Genomic DNA, 22,623 nt, shown 5'->3' on the forward strand with positions numbered 1-22,623 from the left:
CAATAACTTCTACTTGGGAAAACGTTTGGGCAATGGGTAAACGAAGTCAGTCTGCTTCAAACCGTCAAACCATTTAGGGTTTGGCGCACCATTATAGCTTTGGTTGTCTGGCTTTGAACCGGGAAACTGTAATCCAGACGTGCCCTGAATATTGATAGTAGCTCGGGCATGACAAGTAATACAAGATGAGGTCTGGACAAAACCTTCTTCAGTAACCGAATTACCCAACAGGGTGGGATTGCCAGCTGAATCAACAAAGTTGATCTGAGTGCCCTTAAGGCGATAGTTCTTCCACTCATCTGCCAGGGCAGACTCGCTAAAAAGCGTGTTCAGCTCCTTAGTGAAACTCCCCGGCTCATATCCTTTATTTATCGGCCACTTGGGCGGCACATCGTGCAGTTCGACACCAAAGCTATCGTGACAGCCTATAAAATCACAACGCCCAAGATTGTCTGAATTGTCACAGAAGGTGAATGTCGGATTGCAGCGTAGCTACTGCTAACGCTAAAACCAAAACCAATCAGAAGGCACCAGGCAAAGATGCAGCCAACTACTATGATTTTCTTCCCAAATTTCTTCATAGGTATTGCTCCTCGTCAAAGTTTTTTTTACATCGTTTTGAGTAATGGCTTTACCGTGGCATTCTTCCATGCCTTTTCAAATTCTGACTTGAGTTTCTGCGGAACCTCCTTGTGCGGAATCTTATTCTCGGGCTGCGCCTTTATACTTTCAATCAACCCAAAGAGTGATCGACCATTCATCTTGTGGATTTCCGGCTTTTCATCACCACAATTGGAGATTTGCAGATCTTTACAAAACACCTTTTCGGCTTCCGCATAGTTTTCCTGTCGATAATAGGCAGCACCCAGCGATTCCCGCACTGGGTAATACCAGTCTGGTGGCTCGTTGTAGTTCAAACCGTCTTCCAGAGCAACAGCCTCTGTCCAAATGTTGATAATTGGTTGATCGCGCTTAATATTTTCCGCAAAAAGACCAGAGTCTAGCTTCAAAGCTGAGTATTTCTCTACCCTATTTTTTACTTTCTCGATAAAATCATTACGTATATCTGAAGGAAGAGCCTCTAGTGTGCGCGCTATAAGAACTAAGTTAGCAATCCTAAATAGGTCGGAGGCATTGTTGTTACCGTATTGCAATTCTGGAGGAGCTTGACCAACTTTTTTCCAAAATTTCTCAAGCTTTGCTAAGGCTGACTCAATTGTAACGGGAGGAGTAGTAGCCAGATATTTCAAAACTTGCCCATACGACTGCATTGCGTTGGTAAAGTGCAAATCGCGCCGGGTGAAAAATTCAAATAAGGCTTCCTCACACCTGATCTTCGACAGAAAATCCCATGCGTTAAAGCGTATTGCAGTCCAGATAGGGACAGTAAAGAAATAATCGTCTTTAGTTTGAACCAGCTTCTGATTATAGAGTGGGTTGTAATCATCCACACTATATTTTTTTATGTTTTTAAACAATTCCTGCGCTGCCGCAAGAGCCTCACTTTCCCGTCCTTGAATTGAGAGCGAGTCAGTCAAAAAATGCAGATTATGACTTAAATAGTGCAGGGGATAGCGGGCTGTTTCCGGAGTTTGGCGGATATAAGCTCGGTCTACATATAGGGCTTTATAGTTTGCCTCTGTTGCCTTGGCGTACTCACCAATTCGTTGGTAGACATGGGAGGGCATATGTTGTATGTGACCTGCTGCTGGCGCAAGTTCTGAGATTCTATTGGCACTATACAAAGCCACTTCCGGACAGGGAGATTCCTCGGTTGCGTGAATAAAATAGTGATTTGCTCCTAAGTGATTTTCTCCTATATGTTTCGGCTTGCGAGTGAGAACCTCTTTTAAGACTGGGAGAGCCTTTTCAATTTCAGGAGTTGGTTGACCTTTTCTCCAACCTTGCCACGGACAGAGGTTCGTTCCCATATAATTCGAGTCGAGAGGGGGAGATTTTTCTAGTAGGTTATCGAAAAGCTCTTTAATTTTGGAAGTCAGATCACCTTGTGTCCACCATTTCCACGGATTAATATTCATTAGAGCCGCTGCATATAGTGTCGCCGCATCATTGTCCTTTGGTTGTGCTTCTTGAAGTTCTTTCATTGCGTCGGCATAGGCTTTCGCGTCAACACACACATATTTTCCTTTTTCATTTACATAAACTTCGTCTCCCTGTGCATCTATACACTTTAATTTAGACTTAGCATCGTAGTCTGGTCGATCCACTTTATCTTCTGCATTGGCAGGTACTGGCTCTTTACTAGTATGTTTGTAGCGCTTGGCAAGAGCCTCTACATAATTCTTTTCCAGTTGGTTCTGGGTGCGATTATCAGTAGTTGATTGAGAGAGAAAGTGTTTCTCTGGCTCATTGTTTCCTTGGAATCCCTCTACTGTGTTTGATAACTCCACCCGTTGATTCTCAGCCCTTTTCTTTGCCAATTTGACTGCTTCGTCAGCCAAATTCAAGCATTCATCTGTGGCACCCGTGTTAATATCCGGACCAGCAGCCATTGCAATTCCCCAATAGGGCATTGCTGCTTTGGGGTCGTCCTTTGCAGCCTGATTAAAGGAATGAATCGCTTCCGGGTGATTGAAAGCATAAAGCAGGGTCATGCCTTGATTGAGATAATCCTGTGCGTCTGGAACATTCGATCCTTGCATCATGATTGGGTACTTATGATTTCCCAGACCTGAAAAAAGCGGTTCGGTGTAGCCTGGTGGTAAAGGTTTGATGCAATCTTTAATGTAAATGTCGAGAGAAGAAGCTTGGGCATTCCCTGAGTGTATTGCTAAAACCAGCGCAATAACAAAACCCGCTATTAAATACTTTATAACGGAAAAACCCACAAGCTGAAATATCTTTATCATCTCTTTTGATGAATTGAAGTTGAAAATTTTGGTTCTTCGGTACATATTATGCTGTAATTTTGGGTCTTGTCCACTTTTGGTGATCTAGGGCGGGGATGCTCTCAGTTGAGCGATCGCAAAAGATGAATTTTTTTAGTCAATAGCGATAGAACGAACGCCTCAGTAGTTGAGAATGGTGTCAACAAATCAATAAAAGCTAGAATGGAGATGAAAAGCCTAAACTTCTTGTGTACTTTAGCTTTTAGGTAATAAAACGAGAAATAGTTGAGAATCACACACTCAGAGTCGAATATGGGTCAAAAGGCTATAGAAGTACTGTGTCGCCTATTACCCGATACAAAAAATCTTCAGCCCACATTCCGCAGATATTAAAGCGGATTAAATAAATATAAAATTGGAAAAATAAAAGCCTGAAACTATTGCTTGGCAACAGTTTCAGGCTTTTCTCAGCTCAAATAATCGAGAAAGGTAGAGAGGAGGAAAAATCATGTTTTAAAAGAATTTAGAGAGCAATGGACATTTGAGGGAATATGCGTAGCGGATAGTGCTTTATATACAGCAGAAAATCTCGTAGCAAGATATACTTCATACTTGAGACATGAGTTGTAAGAATGATAATCGTATAGTTGGGGGGAGACAGGGGTGAGCAAGGCTCACCCCTGTCTCCTTAATAAAGAGAATGGGAAGAAGCTGCCGACAGCAGCTTCTTCCCCCACCTGCATGATTATCATTATTATGTAAATAGGATAGCTATTACTCAATACATTCTGCACGCGATCGCCCTTTTTCCTCTGTTGAAACTGGAACTGGGGGGGGCGATCGCCCTACCCATTTAGCGCTGCTCCTCATCTACTGAAAAGCTTGGAACAGTTCTACTATTTTCGCTTTGAGTGCTGAAATTGCCTCTTCTAAAGTCTCACTTGGTTCCGTATCTACTAGATGAGCGTCCCCCACATCAGCACTTGACCATCATATTGCTAGGTTGCCCTATCGTTAAACATCCTTGCCACTTTTGCTCATAAGTATCAAGTGTAATAAAAAAACGCCGTGGCATTAGTTCTTCGGGGTTATTAACAAAATGTCCCCAAACAGAGAAGCCGAAATACTCCTCATTTTTTTCATTGTTGTATTCCCAATCAGTTAAGTTGGGAAAAGCAGCTTTAACTTGCTCTAAAACTTGTTGGATTTCAGATTCGGTTAGTATCATCTCATCCTCTAAGAATTTATTTTTTAGCTTTCGCTCTACGAATAAAAGCGATTATTTCCTCTAAACTAACCCCTTCATTTTGCATTGATTGAATCCCACATTCCGCACCCTAACTGCCACAAGTTCATTAGTACTTAACTAATTGTCGGCGAATAGTATTTATGAACTATAAAATGAAGGGAGATTTTAAAACTTAATGATAAATACTTCTATTAGGTAGGGACTGAGAGAAAATATCCAGGTATAGAAAATGATAATCATTATGAGGGGGAGGGAGAGGCTGCCGTCCGCAGCCTCTCCCTCCCCTTTTTGTAATTCAATGCTGTTAAATCTGTAAAAAGTTTAAATAAAAAATTAAAATATCATCAAATTGAGAATGTTAATTACTTGGAGAAAAAATCAAAGGATAATCAAGATATTTGTTATCAAGTAAATGCCACATTATGCGAAAATCGAAAAGCCATTAAAGTAGCTTATATAAGTGCTGGACGTTTTGTGCTGGCAACAAATATTTTGGATGAAAAGTCTCTCAGTAATGATGATATGATTTCTGAATATAAAGCACAGCAAAGCTGTGAAAGAGGGTTCGGTTTTTTAAAAGACCCTTTATTTTTTGCGGATAGTATTTTTCTTAAAGCAAGTGAAAGAATTGAAGCTATGGCTATGATAATGGGATTATGTCTATTAGTATATACTTTGGCTCAAAGACAAATCAGAGCCGCCTTATCAGCGTCTAAATCTACAATTAAAAACCAGCTTGGTAAATCTGTAAACAACCCAACCATGCGCTGGGTATTTCAATGTTTTCAATCTATACATTTAGTCAAGTTAAATAATCAGGAAATATTCATATCAAATATGACTTCATCCAGAAAATATATTTTGAGTTTTCTGCCTCCTCATTGTCGCTACTATTATAAATGTTGACAAATAGCCGCAATAAATTATTTATAAATGTATTGATAAGCGCTATTAATTACGTTTAATAGTTACAGATTTTTTGAACTTTTTCGTCAAAATCCATAATTTAAGTACAGAGATTTGCACAGTCATCATAAGTTTTTATCTATCAATTAAGTGCCAATCTTTATTGCACCTTATTGAGAATCTAAATCTCATCCAGAGTCGGTAAAAAATCTGACCTCATAACCCAAAACGTCTGATTTTACTCTTTTTATCGAGAAAAATACTCCGTAAAAACCCCTTTGTGACAGTTAGGGTGCGGAATGTGGGATCAATGCAACCCACAATCTCGATACCCAAGCACTGGGACTACCCGCGCTTTGCTTTGGAACAGCGCACGAACCAGGGCATTATTTTGGGGCTTCAATACTACCCATAAACTTCGTAGCTTAAATATCTACATTTAGTAAATTCATCAAGTCAAAACAGAGTATCTGAATAGCAAAAATACTTGGGCTGCATTTTCTCTTACCAAATCCTTATAATCGGCAGAAAGAGAAAATTGAAACTCTTCTTTATTTTTGAGATTGGTTGTAATATTCTCAAAATCAATATTGAGGCTATTAGATGCTGGTAGCAATTCATTATTTTTAACAACATATAGTTCTGCTTTAACGATCACAATCTCCTTATCCTTTCCTTGAGTAAAATAAGGAAAATAATCCTTTTTTACGATCGCTTTAAACTCTTCGGTTCCACTGGCAAAACGATACCATTCGGTAGGAAAGTCGTATTTGAGACTAAAAAGACGCACGAAGCTATTAGCAGATGCGATCGCTTCTTTAAATTCTAAGATAGCTTGACCTCCTAGCAGTCCTCCACCTTGTCTAGCTGTGTAGCGTAGATGAATAATTATATCGGAAATAGTATCGTAATCGAATTGACGAAATTCTGAGGGTAAATCCAATTTCCAAGTACTAATAGCACCAGCACCCTCAAAAGGTAAGAAACGTTCTTCACGCAGATTAGTTTCAAACATTCCGCTATCATTTTGGGCGTTACTGGTGACAATAGACTGAATCGTGCCAAAATAATCGATGAAACGAATGTCTTCGCCATCTGGACTACGACCGTATACACCATCGGATAATACTGAAGATTTACGCAAAGAGCTTTTCAATAAAGATAGGGTACAGTTAATGCTAGTATAGGGGCCTGTTACTGAAGGAATTGAGAGACTAACGGTTTTAATTCGCCGCATATAATGTCCGGCGCAATCTAAGTCGAAGATCCATTCAGGAAGGCTAATTTCACAAGTTCCCGTAGCTTTAAGCTTTAAAAGTGCAAATGGATCTAGTTGTCGGAGGGAGACGTGTTTGGTAAGTTCGTATTCGCGCTTGTTGTGGTCGTGATAAGCCATTTCCATGCGCTTGATGTCGAGATATAACGCTTCTCCAGATAATAATCCTTTGCGTCCTCCATCCCAGTAATTGAATTTTATGAAGTTAAGCTCATCTAATTCTGGGCGCATTAGTTCGTGTTTCATCGTTTGTTCGGCTTTACGGGCAGTATCGAAGGCAAACTTATAGTATTCGTAGTAGAGTTTGGAGAGTTCACCTTGCATCCAGCCGTAAAGTTCTTGGTTAGTGAATTTTGATTGTAAAAAGCGATCAATTTCTTGGGATTGTTCGATCAGCGTTTTCTGATTTTTATATTCGTGGTAAGTAAATTGTTCGCGGATGAGAGAAGAGATAATTTGCCGTCCGATCTGCATTAATTCTCGTGCAGCTAGGTTGTTTTGAAAAATCCAATCATCAGCACGACGTTCGTAGGAAGAGGTTTTGGAGGCGCTACTAGCCTTGTGATTTTCTAAATTAGCATTGAGATCGGCAATGTCAGCACCGATAATAGCAGCTTTTGAGAGTTGTTCTCCACCAAATTCAATTGTTCCCCCTATACCCCAAAAATGAATGTTTATAGGGAATTGAGGAATTAAGCCTAAAGCTGGTGCAGACTGCCTCAAACCGAAAGCAGCTAGTTGAAAATTTTTAGCACTAGGCATGTGTGTATTTAAGTCAGCATCTTCATTTGTATTTAGATACAATCTGCCTTCATCTTTAATATCTAGAGAAGAATAACTTTCTAGTTGTATTTCTCCTGCATATTTTCCTACCAATTCTTTATAAACTTCGTTAAAATTATCTTCAGTTAATTCTTTTCTTTCTATAGCAAGACTTTCTAAAGCCGATACTGCTTCTTCTGATTTTCCTAATAATCTTTGGTAATTGCGATACCTTTCGAGAGTCGTTAATCGGGTTTTAAATAAAGATTCGGTTGCTTCTTGAGATTCTTTCCACTGAAGATATTTAACATCCTGTACCATTTGCTGGATGTTAATTTCATGTTGTTGTCGCAACAGTGAAAGTTTTTCTCCGTCTTTCTTTTCTAGAGCGGACAATAAACTATTGCCCATCGCCTTGACTTCAGAACAGAGTTCTAAAGCTTTTTGAATCATCAAGGGCGATCGCACTGGGGATAAGGGTTGATTTAAACCACTGACTAAACTACTGATATCAATTCCCGCAGCAGCAGCCTTAACCAGCATCCCAGGATCGATGGGTGGTTCAAACAGGGGTAGCTGTCTAACTATTCCCTCAATGTTCATGCAATGGCGAATCTTAAAGAGGCGATCGCTCACTGTATCCCAATAGCTTAAGAGTTTGTCGTTACAAGGGATGCAGAAGTAGAGAGTTTTGCCTATACCAAACAGGGGGTTAACTTCATCGGTATTGACTTTTTCTGTAGTTGGAAAGTAAAGGTTGAAAGGAATTTTACCTTCTAGATCAACTAGCGCATTACCGAGAGGATCGAGTTTGTCTCGTAATTGAGCAAAGGTTTTTGGTTTTACTTTACCGCGATCGGGTATTTTTTGTGGTTTGGGACCCAAAATATTAGCAGCTAAGACATATATCTGGGTAGCTTCATTAATAGTTTCGATCGTATCCTGACGAAAAAGACTATCGCCCCAAGCAATGAGATTATCAAGATATTTCATTACCGTGCAGTATTGATATGCTAAAAAGCGAGTACGAGCAACTGCATGGGGTTGAAATGGTTTTTTACGGATAGCTTCGTATCCTTCTAATGTGTGCTTTTTTTGTTCTAATTCTTCAGGTGTACATTCATCATTTGGCTTGCTAACAATACGAAGCAGCTCATCAATTTGTTTGACATCTTTTTGCTGACGAAAAGCCAAAAATTTCCAATACCGTTTTTCTTTTAGCTCTTTTTCTGCACCAGTTTCAGGATTGATACCGAATTTATCGTTACAAGTAGGATCAAAGATGTAGTGAAACCATCGCTGTGCTTCGGCAAACCGTTGGTTCTTGCTCAGATGAACAGCAATAGTCAGAGGTACGTGAAATAACAGTTCCCAGTTATAAATTGAATAAGGCCCGTTTTCACTAACATCAATTTCCTTGGGAGAATATTCAACTTCTACTGTTTGATCGCTTTCATTAGGTTGATATAAAGCTTTAAAGAAATCTTGTCTTAGCTTGGCATGAAAATTGACATCTAAAAGACCGTCAACGGATTTTTTATTCAACTGCTCCAGCAACTCGCTGACAAATGGATGAAAGTAATTTTGGAAAGTATATGTAAGTTTAGTTTTTTCCTGCCAAATGCCTAATTGACTAGAGATTTTATCGCCTAAAGAGTTGTGAAATCCAGATACTTTATTAGTAAATCCTCTAGTAATAAACCCGCTCATGTTTTTCTCCTTGCTAATAATTTGTAAGGTTTTGCCTCTATTTCCTCTTGCTCAAGGTGTGATTTATCAAGCCCACATTACTAAAATGGATTTAAAACGATTGTCTTTCAATATTTAAAGAACCACTTAAACCAATGATTTTGTCTTTAAATAAAATCGTTTTATTCGTACTGATCACTTTGTTAATCAAAGGATTTTTATCTATAAGAGATTCAAGAATACTAGGATTTATTACACTTGGATTAAATGGCTTTGGTACAATGGTGATTGGATCTAAAGGATTGCCTGGTAATGGCACTGGCTCAAAAATGATTGGTGGTATGTCAATTTGTGGACGAGTTATGGGTGGTTTATATAGAACTCCATAACCAGAATAGTCGGGTACTAAAACTTTACTCTCTTCAGAACGTACAAAGAAAACATGACGAGAATCTTGAAAGAAAAAAGGAGCTTCCAATAGATCTTTAACAAAATGTTGAGGTTTAATAACTTGATATATTTGGGGGTGAGTAAGCACTTCTTTAGTAAGATATAGCTTAGTTAAAAACTGAGATGATTGTCGATACCATTCTCGATAAATATAAGAGATCGTGAATTTGTCATTATTAGAACTAAAATTTTGTTGCCATATCAGAAATGGGTAAAGTCTTTGGAAGGGTTCAAGGTTTATTATTGGCACAGGTAAACTGTGTGTATTGTAGAGTTTGAAGTAATTGAAAATAGCCGCATCTATATAATTAATTGGTGTCAAACCAGGATATTCAATGTGTATCCTACATTCCTGTTCAAAAGGAAATGGGGAACTTAATTCTAGCTTTGTGCGATCAAAATCACCTGGATTGAATTGACCAAGCAACAAAGGTTTATTGATATCAGAAGTTTTTGGTGGCTGCCATTTCTTGTTATAGTATTCGCTCCAGTACAAATTTACGCTAACTTCAACATTTGGAGTTGAAGTTAAACTTCTTAACTGCGATTGCTTCATCTGAGCGATTGATGGTTCTTTATCTAGCTCTTCTTGAGTTTTCTGTGGAGGTGTCTGTTGGTTATCTGGAGCTTTTTGGATAACACTTACCCAGAATAAGAATAATCTACCCTTCCATACTACTGGTAGTACAGGATTATCTTCTATCTCAACATCTACTTTTTCCCAAGGTGTCCAAGAGCCACCTTCTAAGCGACGGTAATAATATTTCCTTTTCGCCCCTGTGGTACGCCCAATAACGTGGATAATATCATCTGCTATTTTATCCATTTCGTTTTCTTCATAATGCATACCGCAGATTTCTAATTGGGCAACTTCATTTAGTTTATCGAGATAATGAACGAGGGCGGTAGCTGCACTATCTTCGGTAATATCTGATTGCAGAAGTTCGCTTTCTAAGTCTTTAAAGAAAGGTGATTTATTATCTCGCAGTTCCGGTTCGAGCCAATTTTCAGGAAAGAGAAATACTTTACGATTGGCTTCCCAAACTCGATAGCGTTTCATCCATTCCCATTGTTTAGAATTAATTGACGTGGGAGATACTCCTTTATTCTCATCGTTGAGATCTTTTTCTAAGTTCAGCAAGCAACGTTGAATGAATAATTGAACTGTGGAAATAGCTTGCTTGATGCGGGAAGTCTTCATACAAGCATCCATCTCGACATCAATTAGGAAATATTCAAAGAGTTTGTCTGGTGTGTTGATATGTTCGGTTTCTGATTTCTGTTGAAACTGATGCAAGATAAATGTCACCAATGCATCGCGCTGTAAGTTTCGTAATTTATCGTTAATTGGTTGAATTACTTGCAACCAAGCACTTTCGTCATAACGCGCTCTTAGCGCACTTTGGAAATTGCGAATAATATCTGCCGTAGGCTCGTTAGTAGTATTAGTAACTAATGTTGATACTTTAATTCCTATTTTTTTGACAAGATTAAAGGCTTCATTAATCCGAGTAAAAGATTCTAGATGTTTGAGAGTGTCTGATGTCAAACCAAAGTGTGTATAGAGAGCATTAATTGAGATTTTATCCCAATTGGTTACTCGCTCTAGTAAACTCTTTTTATCTTCAGTGATTGCATTAGGATTGACAAAAATCTTGATAAGGATATCGTCTTGAACTTTCAAAGCTTGTTTGAGTTCTTGGTAATGCAATAAGCCGGTAAAACGTTTTAAGAGTTCTGTCAATATTGCTGCATTATCGGCTAGTGAGCTAGTAGGTAAAGCATTTAGCCATCCTTCTCCATTAATCTGGTAGTCGCTGTAAGTACCAAAATAGTTGACTTCAGTAGCTGATAAATTTAATGCTTCCGCGATCGCAAAGGTTTTTAATAGCCGTAAATAGCTGCTAGTAAAGCGATCGACTAACACAGAAGGATATAGATAATTTGTGGGGATACTTTCTTTGGCTAAACCTTTACTCTCCCACTTGAAAATCAGCTTATCTTTTACCTTTTTAACAATGAGTTTAAGAGAGTATAATTGACCTGCTTTGAGTGCGATCGCATCCCGATTTTGCCAGATACCATTTTGCAGAGTTATTTCCACTTCGGCTTTGATTGGTTCATCAGGTTTATCTAGTTCTTTTCTCTCTAGAGAAAGTTGGACTTCAGCACTAGCATCAGTTTCTATATAAAAGTTGTAAAAACCGTTATCGGGAACTTCTAGATAGCATTCCCATACACCACTAATAGGAGCATTGGGAGTTACAGTATTTTGAGGTAAAGCCGTCTTTGCGTCGGGAGTACGGTAATTAATTTGCGCTACAGCTATGTTTTCTAGATTGGGTGTTCCTACAACATCATCGGCGAAGAAATATTGTGCCGAAACTCCGCGTGTTTCTAAGTTAAGAAAATCTGCGATCGCATTTCCCTCAGATTTGACTACAGTATGTAGAAGTTCTGGTGTTTCTAATAGTAGGTTCGTTATTTCTAAACTTGCACCTACTTGAGAACTCACTGTTTGCTTAACTTGGAGACGTTTTAGTTGCTGTCGCAAGTTAGGCAGAAAAGTAGCCAACAGAGCAGACATTTTTTTATCTATTGGTTCGCTCGAAGCTACATAATCATCGTAGGGCTTTTTCAGATCGGGGAATTTGTCAAAAAGTGCTTGTCCTTTATCAAAAAGACTGTTGATGGCTTGCTTAAATTCATTAGAAACACCAGTAATAGTTGTTAATGCATTTCTTACCGTCTCTGTCATCACGCCAAGAAAAGTCAACTGTTTTTGGAATTTATCGTAGGTGAGCTTATCTGTGACAGCCAGAATGTTAGCCTCTAATTCTAATTGAGGGTGACTGTAGGATACTGAATATAAGGAAGAACCATTTAATAAACCAAAAAATGTATCAGTTGTTTGATTTCCATATACTAGTGCCATCTTGGCTTTGGTAATCTCGCCTGTAGGATCGTCTTGTACGATATTTTCGCGATCAATCCGAATCAAGTCATCACGGATTGTTTTCGTAAATGATAAAATATCCTCTTTAGTTGGCGAAGCTTTACTGCTAATATTCTCATGTTGCAAGAAATAGGCTATTTGAGTGAGTTTGAAAGGCGATCGCTTTATCAGTTCCGCCAGTTCTATAAATCGTAAAATAGCTGGTTGTTGGTATTTTGTCCCTTCATTTGGATCTGTAAAGCTTAATGAAACAAAGGGATCGATTCCTGATATTGTCTGTAAAATTAGAAACTCGTGGATACTAAGTTTTAGCTTCTTAGCTAGATAACTATAGCGAAAGATACTGCTAAGATTCTCTAAAGTTAATTTAGTTTGCTCGTTAAAATTGAGCTTTTTGAAGATTAATTCAAACTCTTCTGTTTTTAAGTTGAATGCAGCTTGCAACGACTCTACATGGTTACGAATGTTTTCATCACCTTTTTTGGGATAATTTCCGTAGCCATCTTCTTCAAAGATATCGTCTAGACGCAGGATTGTAGGATTGAGAAACATCTGCCGATATAAAGATTTATTACCGTTAGTATCGATATTTGACCAAAGGGTGAGTAGTTTTAGTAATTCTTGTTTCGGGTTAAGATTTAGTTCGGCAATGACTGTTTTCAGATGAGCGAGCCGCAGAATTAATAACTTGAAACCCCGATCCAGTTTATTCTTAATAGTTGCTTCATCGTCTCCAGCTTCAGGCAGTTGAGAAGTCGGATATAGTGCGGAAATAGCTTTATCAGTATATTCGATACTCCAAGCGAGTTTTTGCCAAAGTCGGATAAAACGCAGTAATTTCCAAAACTCAATCGCCTTCAGTCGGTTTTGAATAAAATCGCGGTTTTGAATAAAATCGGGAAGCGCGTAGCGGAATTCAAATTTGCCAAAACTACAAATATCTTCATTACCTGTGGGATCTGATAGCAAAATCAATCCCATAATTTTGTCATAATTGTCCCGCAACCATTTTTTAACATCTCCGCCATATTGAATAAGGTTTAGCTCGCTATCTTTAGTTCTTAATCCATCAAATTCTGTTTCAGTTAGCGTTCCGTCATGAAAATCTTTAATAGTTTTGAAATTAATCCGCAACTTTTCTAATTTGGAGATGAGATGGCTATGAGGATTGATGAATTTAGTCTTAATAATTTCTATAACTTCCTCATAACTAATATTTACTCGGCGACTAAAAATTTTGGCATTGGAAATCAGTTCGATTAGTTGAGTATCGGTGACGGTATTGGCTACACCATAGGCTTGCTGGAGCGTGATGCTACTCTCGGTAAGAGTTTTGTGTTCTTGTCGAGACATTTGCAAGCGTTCGATCAAAATATCTTGCCAACCATAGTTAGACGAATTTTCATCGCCTGCTCGCTCTAAATTATCGTTTTGTCGTAGCTGCTCCATACCAACATGGAGAGGAATGTCAAAATAATTAAAATACTCGCGCAGTGCTTCTAGGGGTTGATGGAAAGGTAAAGTTAGAGGGAAGATAGCTTCTTTTAGGCGTTTGTAAGCTTCTTGATTAACAAACTGTGGATTAGCTAATAACTCTTCGGTAGTGTCTCCTTCCTCGATGTTGTACCCTTTAAAATCTTTCAAAGAAAAATTATTGACAACAAAATACTCTAGAATTTCATTGACTAAATCGATATACGGCAGCACCGTATTGGTATTTTCGCAAGTAAGCTGGATGTGTTCAATATCGGGACGACGACGCAGAAGCACATCTAGAGGATTTTCTTTTTCATATTCAGGTGGCAATTCTACACCTTCACTATTCTTGCGCTTCAGGTCGATAAACTGTAATAAATTGACTAAATAAGCGGCTGGACTAAGTACTGAACGACAATGTTCGCACTCACAATAATCCATTTCCCCAAATAGATTTTCTAAGGTTGGAGAAGCAAGAACTCCTGTAGTGTTATTTGCTTGTGCGCGATCGGTAAATGCCGACATTGCATAGATTTCAGGAGCAGTACGAGTAGCTAAATAACTAGTAGCAATATTGAGGACAGCATGATGAACTTGGTGTGCTTTGGCATAGGTTAAACTTGCTGTCGCTTCTCCACCTAGTACATCTTTAAAAGTTTTGATAAATTCTTGTTCGTCGTACTGAATTACAGCATAGGCAGAATCGATTTTTTTCTCTACCAGTTTGCCCATAACTTCATCAGAAGGACTGATTTGATAGAGACGCTGTAGCTGTTTAACTTGCCCTAAGACTGGTTCTGCTAAAGTTAGATTATTTTTTTGTAAATAATCTTCGACTGGATGAACACCTAGTTCAAATTTTCCTTGCTGTTGGTTGAGAAATTGATATACATTGCTCTTAATATCGCTATTTACCTGCAAGGGAATCTCATTATTATTAATCATTTCAGCAACTACGGCAGTAGGATAGCTCAACTTAATTTGATTGACCATTAACCTGACGTAATTATCTTTTTTTTCTTCTGCATTTTCACCTAAAATTTCATTAGGAATAGGAATATCTGCTATTAATAACTCTTTGAACTTCTCGACTTTGTAAAAGCCATTCCGAACTAAATCAAGGGGGCTTTCTGAAACGTTATTTTGATGTAATTTCTCAATTAGTTTTCCGTTATTAATAGTTAAGAAACCTAATTTGCCGTCTAGTTGGAGCCGATTCGCTACTGAATCTCCAAATTCTTGACGAACATTTTTCCACAAGTTGTCGAGATTATCACGGTTTTCGTAATATAGTTGAGCGAAGCGTTGTTGTTGGTTACTATCTCTAACTAAAGCAATATCAAGCAATTGCTTAAAGGAAGAGACTCCTAACTGTGCTGGTTGTTCTAACAAGCGGTTAGAACTAAAATTTTTGAATTGTTCTAGACTTTGCGGTATTCTTTCTTTGAGTGCTTCTGGGATAATTTTCTCTTCAATGGCTTTAGTCCAGACTTGTTGCACCATTTCTGGACTGACTTGGCTCAAGATATCCTGATTTGCAGGTACTCCAGACCGAAATAGAGCATAGTAAAATTCTGAGGGAATGTCATTTTGTTGGCTAAATTGATCGGCAAGGGCTACCATAGCCACCATCCGAGCATCCCATCCCGTTTTATTAGCTAAATAGGTGATATCCTGGCGATCGCTATTTTCTTGCAGTTGGGCAAAGCGTATATCTTGATTGCCAAGATGGACGGAAAGCTCCTTAGTCAGGCGTTGATATTCTTCAGCAATTTCTAGTTTGGTATCGGGGACGATAACATCAATGGGATCTTGAACATTAATGGGTTCTTGACTGCTGGCGTGGTAAAGCACTCTCGAAACAGCGAGAATTTTGTCAGGGGTATTCGGTTTTGTAACTTTAATCTGAAGGTCAGGATTTCGTTTTCCCCTTTCTATTATTGATGAAAGTAGGTATTGAATTTGATAGTTACCTTGAAAGTTTGTAATCCCTTCTCCTAAAATACTTTCGCCACCAATATATTTATCAACAGCAACTACTCGCATTCCCTCTAATGGAAAGTTCCCAGTTTCTTGACGAATAGTGCCGCTTACAATAAATTTCTCTTCTGAATTAGGTAGTGGAGATACATTGGGTGAGAAAGGGGCTACTCTCTGTGTTAACTCTTTACTGCGATCAAAAGTAGATGTAAAAATTGGATTTGGCTGAACGGATGATACTACTTCTGGATTTCTGGCAAGAAGTTTTGCTGTTTGCTTGCAAACCTCGCAAGTTCGATCAATGCCGTGAGCTTTTTGAAACTCTCCGACAACTTCACGAGTCGAAGGACCAAAAAATTTGCGCTTAACTTCTTCAGGCGATGCCTCAAACCCTTGACTCTTTAAAGTTTCATGCAAGAGAGCAACGTCGTCGCCAAAATCGCCGATACTGAGCTTTCCAGATTCCATAGTATTCACCTTTCGTCATCATCAATACAGGGTTAAACCACCTCTTAAGCCGGGGATGACTTGGAGGGTGAAGTTTTTCTAGCCGAATCGTCGAATTGAAGCAGCACAAATGCCCGTGGATCGCGTGCTACGAATTGAATCCGTTCCACGACCCGAAAGAAATACTTGGAACCCTCTTTGCGAACGAATTCAGTGATGGCCTCACGCCCCACGTAAAGACTGGTAGGATCGCCTCCTAATGCAACCAGGAGTCCTTTGTCTTCTGGCAAAGTTCCGGTTCCATAAAATCCGCCCTCGACGAGTGGTTTAAGCCGTTCGGCTGTGGTGACTAAACTGGCAGGACTGGGAGGCACATGGGTGTCAGCGTAAACCTTGGTAGGTAAAAACAGTGCATAATTTGGCGCTTGTGCTTTGCTGGTTAGAATGGCTCTACCATCTGCCACAGCCGAGAAAACGTTTTCACCCCATACAGCCCCTGTCTGGGGATTGGTCAGTTTCCCTACTTTAATGGGCTCAGTAACTTTGTTCTCGTCATCATCATCAGCATCTTGAGGGCTGGCTTCTCCAAGTAAACCTTGGGCAGTCGAGCCTCTGTTGTCAGCTTTAACATTTCCTGGAAGACGATCTACATTGCCTTGAAAGATGATTGTGTCTTCCGCGAGGGCGATCGCTTTGGCTGCCATTCGTGCCAGTGTTTTACAAGTTTTGATCTGAGCTTCTTTGCCAACCTGGGTACTCGTTAACGGAAATTCTTGATATATTTCAACAAAAGGTTTAGTCCGACCTTCAACAATACTTAAGTCTGCGAAATTAATAACGTCATTGGGAACATCCGTCGGATTATTGTCAAACTCCGTGGTGGGAAAGACTTTTTGTGCAAGCCGCACTTTTGCCATTTCCTTGACAACGGCAGCGTTAATTTCTTGCCATACAGATTGTTCCCAATTAACTTCATTTGAGTTGTTCATAGTATTGCCTCTATTTTGTATTCATAAGGTTTTAAGGTTTTGCTAACACGCTAACTGTACCGATCGCTGTGACGGTGATTAAGGCGATCGCCAAGGTGAAATGCTTATAGTGAAGAAGTCAGGGGATTGAAATTTTTCATTTGATTTTTCTCCTTGTTTGGTTATTTTTTGGGGATTTGGTGTGTTGCTAAGGGACTGTGTAGGAGTGGGCGATCGCACTATTTCAGTCCGATCCATTTTGCAAACCTTCCCCCAGAAACCTTGTCTAAAGCGGCAACCCCAATCGAACTTGGTGTAGCCAGTATTGTGGCAGTGATTCCAGCAACGGTGCGTGCTGTCTCTCCTCCACCCAATGCTGCAACAGCTTGATCGGCTTTCATTCCAACTGCTGAACTGTAGTCGCTAACATCTAACGTCTTTTCAATAATCTGTCCTGCCATTAATCCACCGCCTGCCGCCATAGCAACAGGATGTTTACTCATCATCAAGGCTGAAGATACAGTAGTAATGCCACCATCAATTTTTCCTTCAGTATTTTTGGCAGTTGCTATTTGAGCAACGCCAATTCCGATTCCAAGAGGGCCTGCTGCTTTCCCTACAAATTTTGCTGCTGGGGCTAAAGCTTCGGCAACTGGAGCAAGCTTAGACAAGACTGGAGCCGCTTTTGCCAATAAATTGCCCGCAACTCCAGCTTTAGTTGCACTAACTAAGGCATTTCCAGCTTCTGCCGCTAAAGACTCAGTTTTAGTAGCACTAATTAAGGCATTTACCTCTTCTGTTGTTGAAGCAACGGTATTTCCGTTAACCGTAGTCAACGGAATGCCAAGTGCATTATATTTGGGACTTATTACTCCTCCTCCGTACTTCAAATCTCCAACAACTTCACCGACTGCACTCGTCAAACTGTCTCCAACACTTAATGATTTTCCTTCTTGAACTGCAACTAAATCTAAATTAAAAGAGCCTTTAGAACCGCCTGGAGTACCACCAATTTGGGTTACTACACCTCCAACAGTTCTCACCTCCGAATAAATTCTTTCCGCTCCTTGAACTCCTATTTGCTTGAGCGTATCTAAAACCCCAGTTGCTTTTGCATGAGCTGCTGTACCAAATGGACTTGCTGCTTTAGAGCTAAATGAAATTCCTTTTTCGGCTCCTGTTTCAAACCCTGCCTGATTTCTAATAAAAGTAAATATGTCTTCAATTGAATTTGGCGGCGGATCGGGAGTATTACCAGTTTTGTCAGAAAATTTAATTGGATTACTAGCCGCAAAGAAATAAACATTTATTCCTCCACCTATCCCGATAGGATCGCAACTCACCCATCTGCTTAACCATGCCGCATAATATCGCGCCCCATGATAAGCCAACCCTATCTCCTCATCCCGTTCCTTACCTGTATAGCGATACCGCTTCGCCGCCTTAATACCCTTATCCACTGCCTGATAAGACGTACTACCGTAGGGATAATACTCCTCATAGGAAATCACCCTCGCCTGAGCATCCAACTCCAAACTCGCCGAACCCAAATGATTCCCCAACTGAAAACGGATCAATTGCCTCGCTGACTCATCATCAGGATTAGTAATCGTCTTCGTTTCCACCAAAGCAATGCGCTGCTTATCATCCATGATGTGCAACGTCTCGCGCTCTAGTTTAATGTCATTCCCATTGCTATTAAATTCGCGGTAAATCTCAAACCCACCCAGATAAATGCGCTCGTTCTTGCGCGTCCCATTTTGCCGCTCTGTAACTTTGCGAATCCGCTCACCACTGGTATTATACACATAGAAAGTCGTCTCCCGCACTTTTTCTGGTGACGGTGTATCGTTCACAACTTGCCGCGAAGTCGCATTTAACTGATCCTTGTAATCCCACTGCATTAACGTCAGGTGCGGCATACTGGTCATATTGCCGTGGGCATCGTAGGTATAGGTTTCAGTCCTTTGCCCCACTGTCGTACTACTCAAGCAATTACTCTGCTTACCAGGTTCGAGCAAGCTGGCTTTGTTGTAAGCATAAGCACGAGTCCAAGTCCCATTTGCCGCTTGGTGGATTAACTTCTCAAAATTGCCCACCGCGTCATAAAAATATTGCTCTGTATAGTTCCGCATCGCTTGTCCGTCATGAGGATGGGACAAATTGACCCGAAACTCGTCATCCCATGTGGTTTCTGGTTGCTCAACCTGTCCAATATGCTCTCGCCCTGTTGCCTCAATCAGACGGTAAATGGGGTCATAGCTATAGTCACAATGGGGTAAAACCACCTGATTGTTGAAAAAGATTGTCTGTTGGGCATCATCCCGAATGCGGGTGATATTTCCTACTGGATCATAGGTATAGAACAAATCTTGCAAAACTGCACCACTTCGCGTGGTTTTGAGATGAATCAACCGAAAGGTTTTCTCGTCGTAGCGATATTCAGTTTTTGCCCCATTCCCGTATTCAATCAGGGTGTGCTGTCCTTTGGCATCATAGTCAATGTTCGTTACTGCATGAAAATTTGCTGACTGCGGATCGAGCAATATGGTTGGTTCTGTCCCTTGCCTGAGCCAAACCTCCATCCGTTCCAATAAATTCGCCTCATTGTAAACCGGACGAATGACATTGAATTGGGTATTAGGTTGGTTGTTATGGGGTGCAATTAACTGAATCGGTCGATTTAACGCATCATAGCGGGTACTACTGCTAAAGATTTCCGTTTCTAAATCGGGATTTGTTGACCAATTAGGAATGGTTTTATAATCCTGCACCAATTTCCGCGTGTTGTTGAGCAGGTTGCCCTTAAAGTCAAATTCTTCATTCGTAACTACACCCGCACCATCAAAATGCTGATAAATCCTACCCCGATGGTTTTTGGTATTGTCTTGCCCTTCCCCGTAGACCGTCTTTTCTGCTAGGAATGCGGGATTTTCATCAATTTTGACCCATAATTCTTTGGGACGGATTAATTCATCGTAGGTCGTGCGGAAAGTATGACCACGGCTGTCCCACATCCGAATCGGCTTGCCTGCCACATTATTGAGCATCCAGCGCTCTCCTGCTTCCATACTTTCCTGGTGAATGCGATGTCCCAGCAGATCGTAGTCATAGCGCATCACAATCCGGTCTTGAGCATCAATGACTTCGCGCTGATTGCCTTCGATATTTAGCTTGATGCGAGTGCGATACATTTGCTCATTACTAGCAGCATCCTTGCCATTATTCGCAATGGTTAAGAAAATTCGTCCCAATGAATCAAAGTGAGCGATTGTCGGTGTATTAGCGTGTTTTGCCGCTTTTTCTGCCGCATTTTTCTCCTCCGTCCCTAATGCCCCACCGATCCGGTGCTGATACCAAGTCGGTAAATAATCCCCCTCTGGCAAGCGAGTCAGAAATCCTCCGACATCAGGGTCGGTTTTGGGGTCAAACGTGATCGTGTCGTTGACATCAAAAGTTTGCTGCTGCCACGGATCAAAAACCACCTTCTCCCAAGTATGATTTGGATGCAGCGTCGCCACTACCCGTTCCACCGGATCGTAAAATAGCGTACTGCTCACACCCCACTTTTCGATGCCAAAGTGATGAGTGGGACTAAAAAATGGTTCGTACTGCCGAACGGGTTTGCCCTTGTTGTTGTAAACTTTCGCTCCCGTCCCTACCCAGCGCGGATCGAGAATCGGTGAGTTCGGCACACTCGGATCGCGGGAACCCGGTTCTGCCTGCACCTTCGTCTGCGCTTCGCGTCCAAAGCCATCGGAATAAACGAAGCTCAATTGCACCTTGGTTTGTCCACCAGCCAGATCGCTGACATGAGTTTCACGGGCGATCGCCGCTGCACACACAGGAACGCGATCAAGGTCATAGATAATTCGGGTTGTTGCTGTGCCTAAATTTTGAATTGCTAGCGATCGCGGATTATCTGCTTCAAAAAATGCCTTAATTTCCTCTGCACTCAGATCAGCATTAAATTGATTGAAGGAATCTCCCTGTTTCTCCGTTACCTTGCCCATAACCGCAGTACCTACCACCATCCCCAGGGCATCAAACACCACTTGAGAATGATTGCCATTGGGGTCAGTCATTTGTTCAGGTTGGAGAGTACGATAATTATTCCGAATCTGGACAGTATTGTTTAATGGATCGACTGTCTGAATAACCAAAAGATGATAGGGGTCATAACTGCTGGTGTAAATATTGCCAAAGGGGTTTTTAGTTTGAATCGGTAAGTAAAAGTTACTCGCATCAAAGGATTGTCGCCCAGACGGAATCCACCAGTTGCCATCTTGTTTAACGTATTTACCTTCACTATTGAGTAGTGTGTCCAAATCACTGTTGTTAATCTTGGTTCTGTAAACCTGACTGAGCAAGCCAGGTGTAAAAGCCAGTTTTAAACTCTCACAGGGCAAGGCGAGGGACTCTACTTCTCCCAATGCTAGACAAGTTGGATCGGTAGTATTTGCTTGGCTGTTAGGACGATAAAGCGATCGCACTTGCTCGATAAGGCGACGTTGTTTTTTATCCCTGGCTTGCTCCTCGTAATTAATTTCTTCGTCATAGATCAAGACAAAGGTATTTGGAACACTGGGAGCCTTTTTCACAAAGTCTGTAAGCTGAAAGCGATCGCCGTTTTGGGCATAGCCTGTTAATTCATAGGTTCGAGTCTCAACAGGAACCCCGATTCGATACCAGTCCGTTTCGTTAGGTTTGTTAATAACCTGATTTTCCGTATATGTAATAAAGGTTTTTTGCTGTTCAGGATAGGCCGATTTAGGACGGGGATAGGCGATCGCCACCGATTTTAAACCATTGCCAAACTCATCCACTTCCAGCGTTATGGTATGGGTAATACGCGGATCGAAAATTTTCCGTTTCTTCTTTGGATCGGTTTCTGGATCTGTGGGATCGAGAATAAAACTTCGCTCATAATGATAATTAATCGTTTCGCGCTCGTAGGCAAAGAAAACCGCATGGCGATTAGTTAGCAGTCTTTGCTCTACCAGAATTTCGTAATTACGCTCCGACACAGTGTAGGGCAAGGGTTCTTTTTCTAACCCATCTAGGGCATAATTTTCTGAACTATCTAGGGCATAAATTTCCTGCCGCAAAATATGGCCTTTGAGCGATCGGGCCGCTTCTCGTTCTTCATCCACCGTCAATTGATCGGGCAAAATCGTATCAGGCAACAAAGATGCTTGATACGCTTGCTCTGACTGGTTAGGTTCTCGATAATACTCATACTCAAAATACCGAGAAATCTTGTCTCGACCAAAATAAGCTCCTGTGTGGAACCAGGTTTTAGTCATAACAGGAGGAACAAAAGAAGCCACATCCAAATTCGTATCGTTGGAAGCAGCTTGACTCGCAGGGATTGTACCTATTTCTTCCGTATCCCATTGATCCACTCGACCAAAACCGCGAAATTCTCGCTCTACCCCATCAAAGTAACCATGATGATAAGCATACCGAGTCACAAACCGATTACCACTAACGCTCTTTTATTACTCTCATGAGAGTATAATTAATTACTAACAGTTTAACTTAGCAAGGGTATTTAATTGGGTTCAAGAACGGCTACCTCCACGATCACCGTGGTAGATCAGTACTGCGATGCC

The 22,623-nt window shown here is 40.6% G+C and carries 8 protein-coding genes and 1 pseudogene; 1 reads left to right on the plus strand and 8 read right to left on the minus strand.

What is annotated here, in order from left to right; all coding sequences use genetic code 11:
- Positions 1–9: 9 nt before the first annotated feature.
- The 3 genes from LC653_RS24555 to LC653_RS24565 form a co-directional block, all read right to left on the minus strand.
- Entirely contained in the window at positions 10–390 is a 381-nt protein-coding gene (locus LC653_RS24555; protein WP_229497335.1) for a hypothetical protein, read from the minus strand.
- A gap of 218 nt (positions 391–608) precedes the next feature.
- The gene (locus tag LC653_RS24560; RefSeq protein WP_229497336.1) at positions 609–2,915 is read right to left on the minus strand and encodes a hypothetical protein; all 2,307 of its coding nucleotides are present in this window, start codon (positions 2,913–2,915) and stop codon (positions 609–611) included.
- Between the two features lie 910 nt (positions 2,916–3,825).
- Positions 3,826–4,077: a hypothetical protein gene (locus LC653_RS24565; RefSeq protein ID WP_229497337.1), complete on the minus strand. Its 252-nt coding sequence runs from the start codon at positions 4,075–4,077 to the stop codon at positions 3,826–3,828.
- Positions 4,078–4,395: 318 nt separating this feature from the next.
- On the opposite strand from LC653_RS24565, the pseudogene LC653_RS24570 reads away from it, so the two are divergent.
- Positions 4,396–5,004, plus strand: a pseudogene (locus tag LC653_RS24570) (IS1634 family transposase); the annotation flags it as partial.
- 451 nt (positions 5,005–5,455) lie between these two features.
- Here LC653_RS24570 and LC653_RS24575 read toward each other — a convergent pair.
- The 5 genes from LC653_RS24575 to LC653_RS24595 form a co-directional block, all read right to left on the minus strand.
- Positions 5,456–8,752, minus strand: a complete 3,297-nt coding sequence (locus tag LC653_RS24575; protein ID WP_229497338.1) for a Tc toxin subunit A-related protein — start codon at positions 8,750–8,752, stop codon at positions 5,456–5,458.
- A gap of 91 nt (positions 8,753–8,843) precedes the next feature.
- Complete coding sequence (locus LC653_RS24580; RefSeq protein ID WP_229497339.1) at positions 8,844–16,061, minus strand: neuraminidase-like domain-containing protein; 7,218 nt, start codon at positions 16,059–16,061, stop codon at positions 8,844–8,846.
- Between the two features lie 44 nt (positions 16,062–16,105).
- Positions 16,106–17,029, minus strand: coding sequence for an encapsulin (locus LC653_RS24585; protein ID WP_229497340.1), 924 nt, complete (start codon positions 17,027–17,029; stop codon positions 16,106–16,108).
- A gap of 78 nt (positions 17,030–17,107) precedes the next feature.
- Positions 17,108–17,266 carry a hypothetical protein gene (locus LC653_RS24590; protein WP_229497341.1) on the minus strand — a complete coding sequence of 53 codons (159 nt, stop codon included), beginning with the start codon at positions 17,264–17,266 and terminating at the stop codon, positions 17,108–17,110.
- Complete coding sequence (locus LC653_RS24595) at positions 17,248–22,482, minus strand: toxin TcdB middle/C-terminal domain-containing protein (protein ID WP_229497342.1); 5,235 nt, start codon at positions 22,480–22,482, stop codon at positions 17,248–17,250. Before LC653_RS24595 ends, LC653_RS24590 begins: the two co-directional genes overlap by 19 nt.
- Between the last annotated feature and the right edge of the window lie 141 nt (positions 22,483–22,623).

Origin of the sequence: Nostoc mirabile CHAB5784, from assembly GCF_020829645.1 — a bacterium.
Taxonomy (GTDB): Bacteria; Cyanobacteriota; Cyanobacteriia; order Cyanobacteriales; family Nostocaceae; genus Nostoc; species Nostoc mirabile.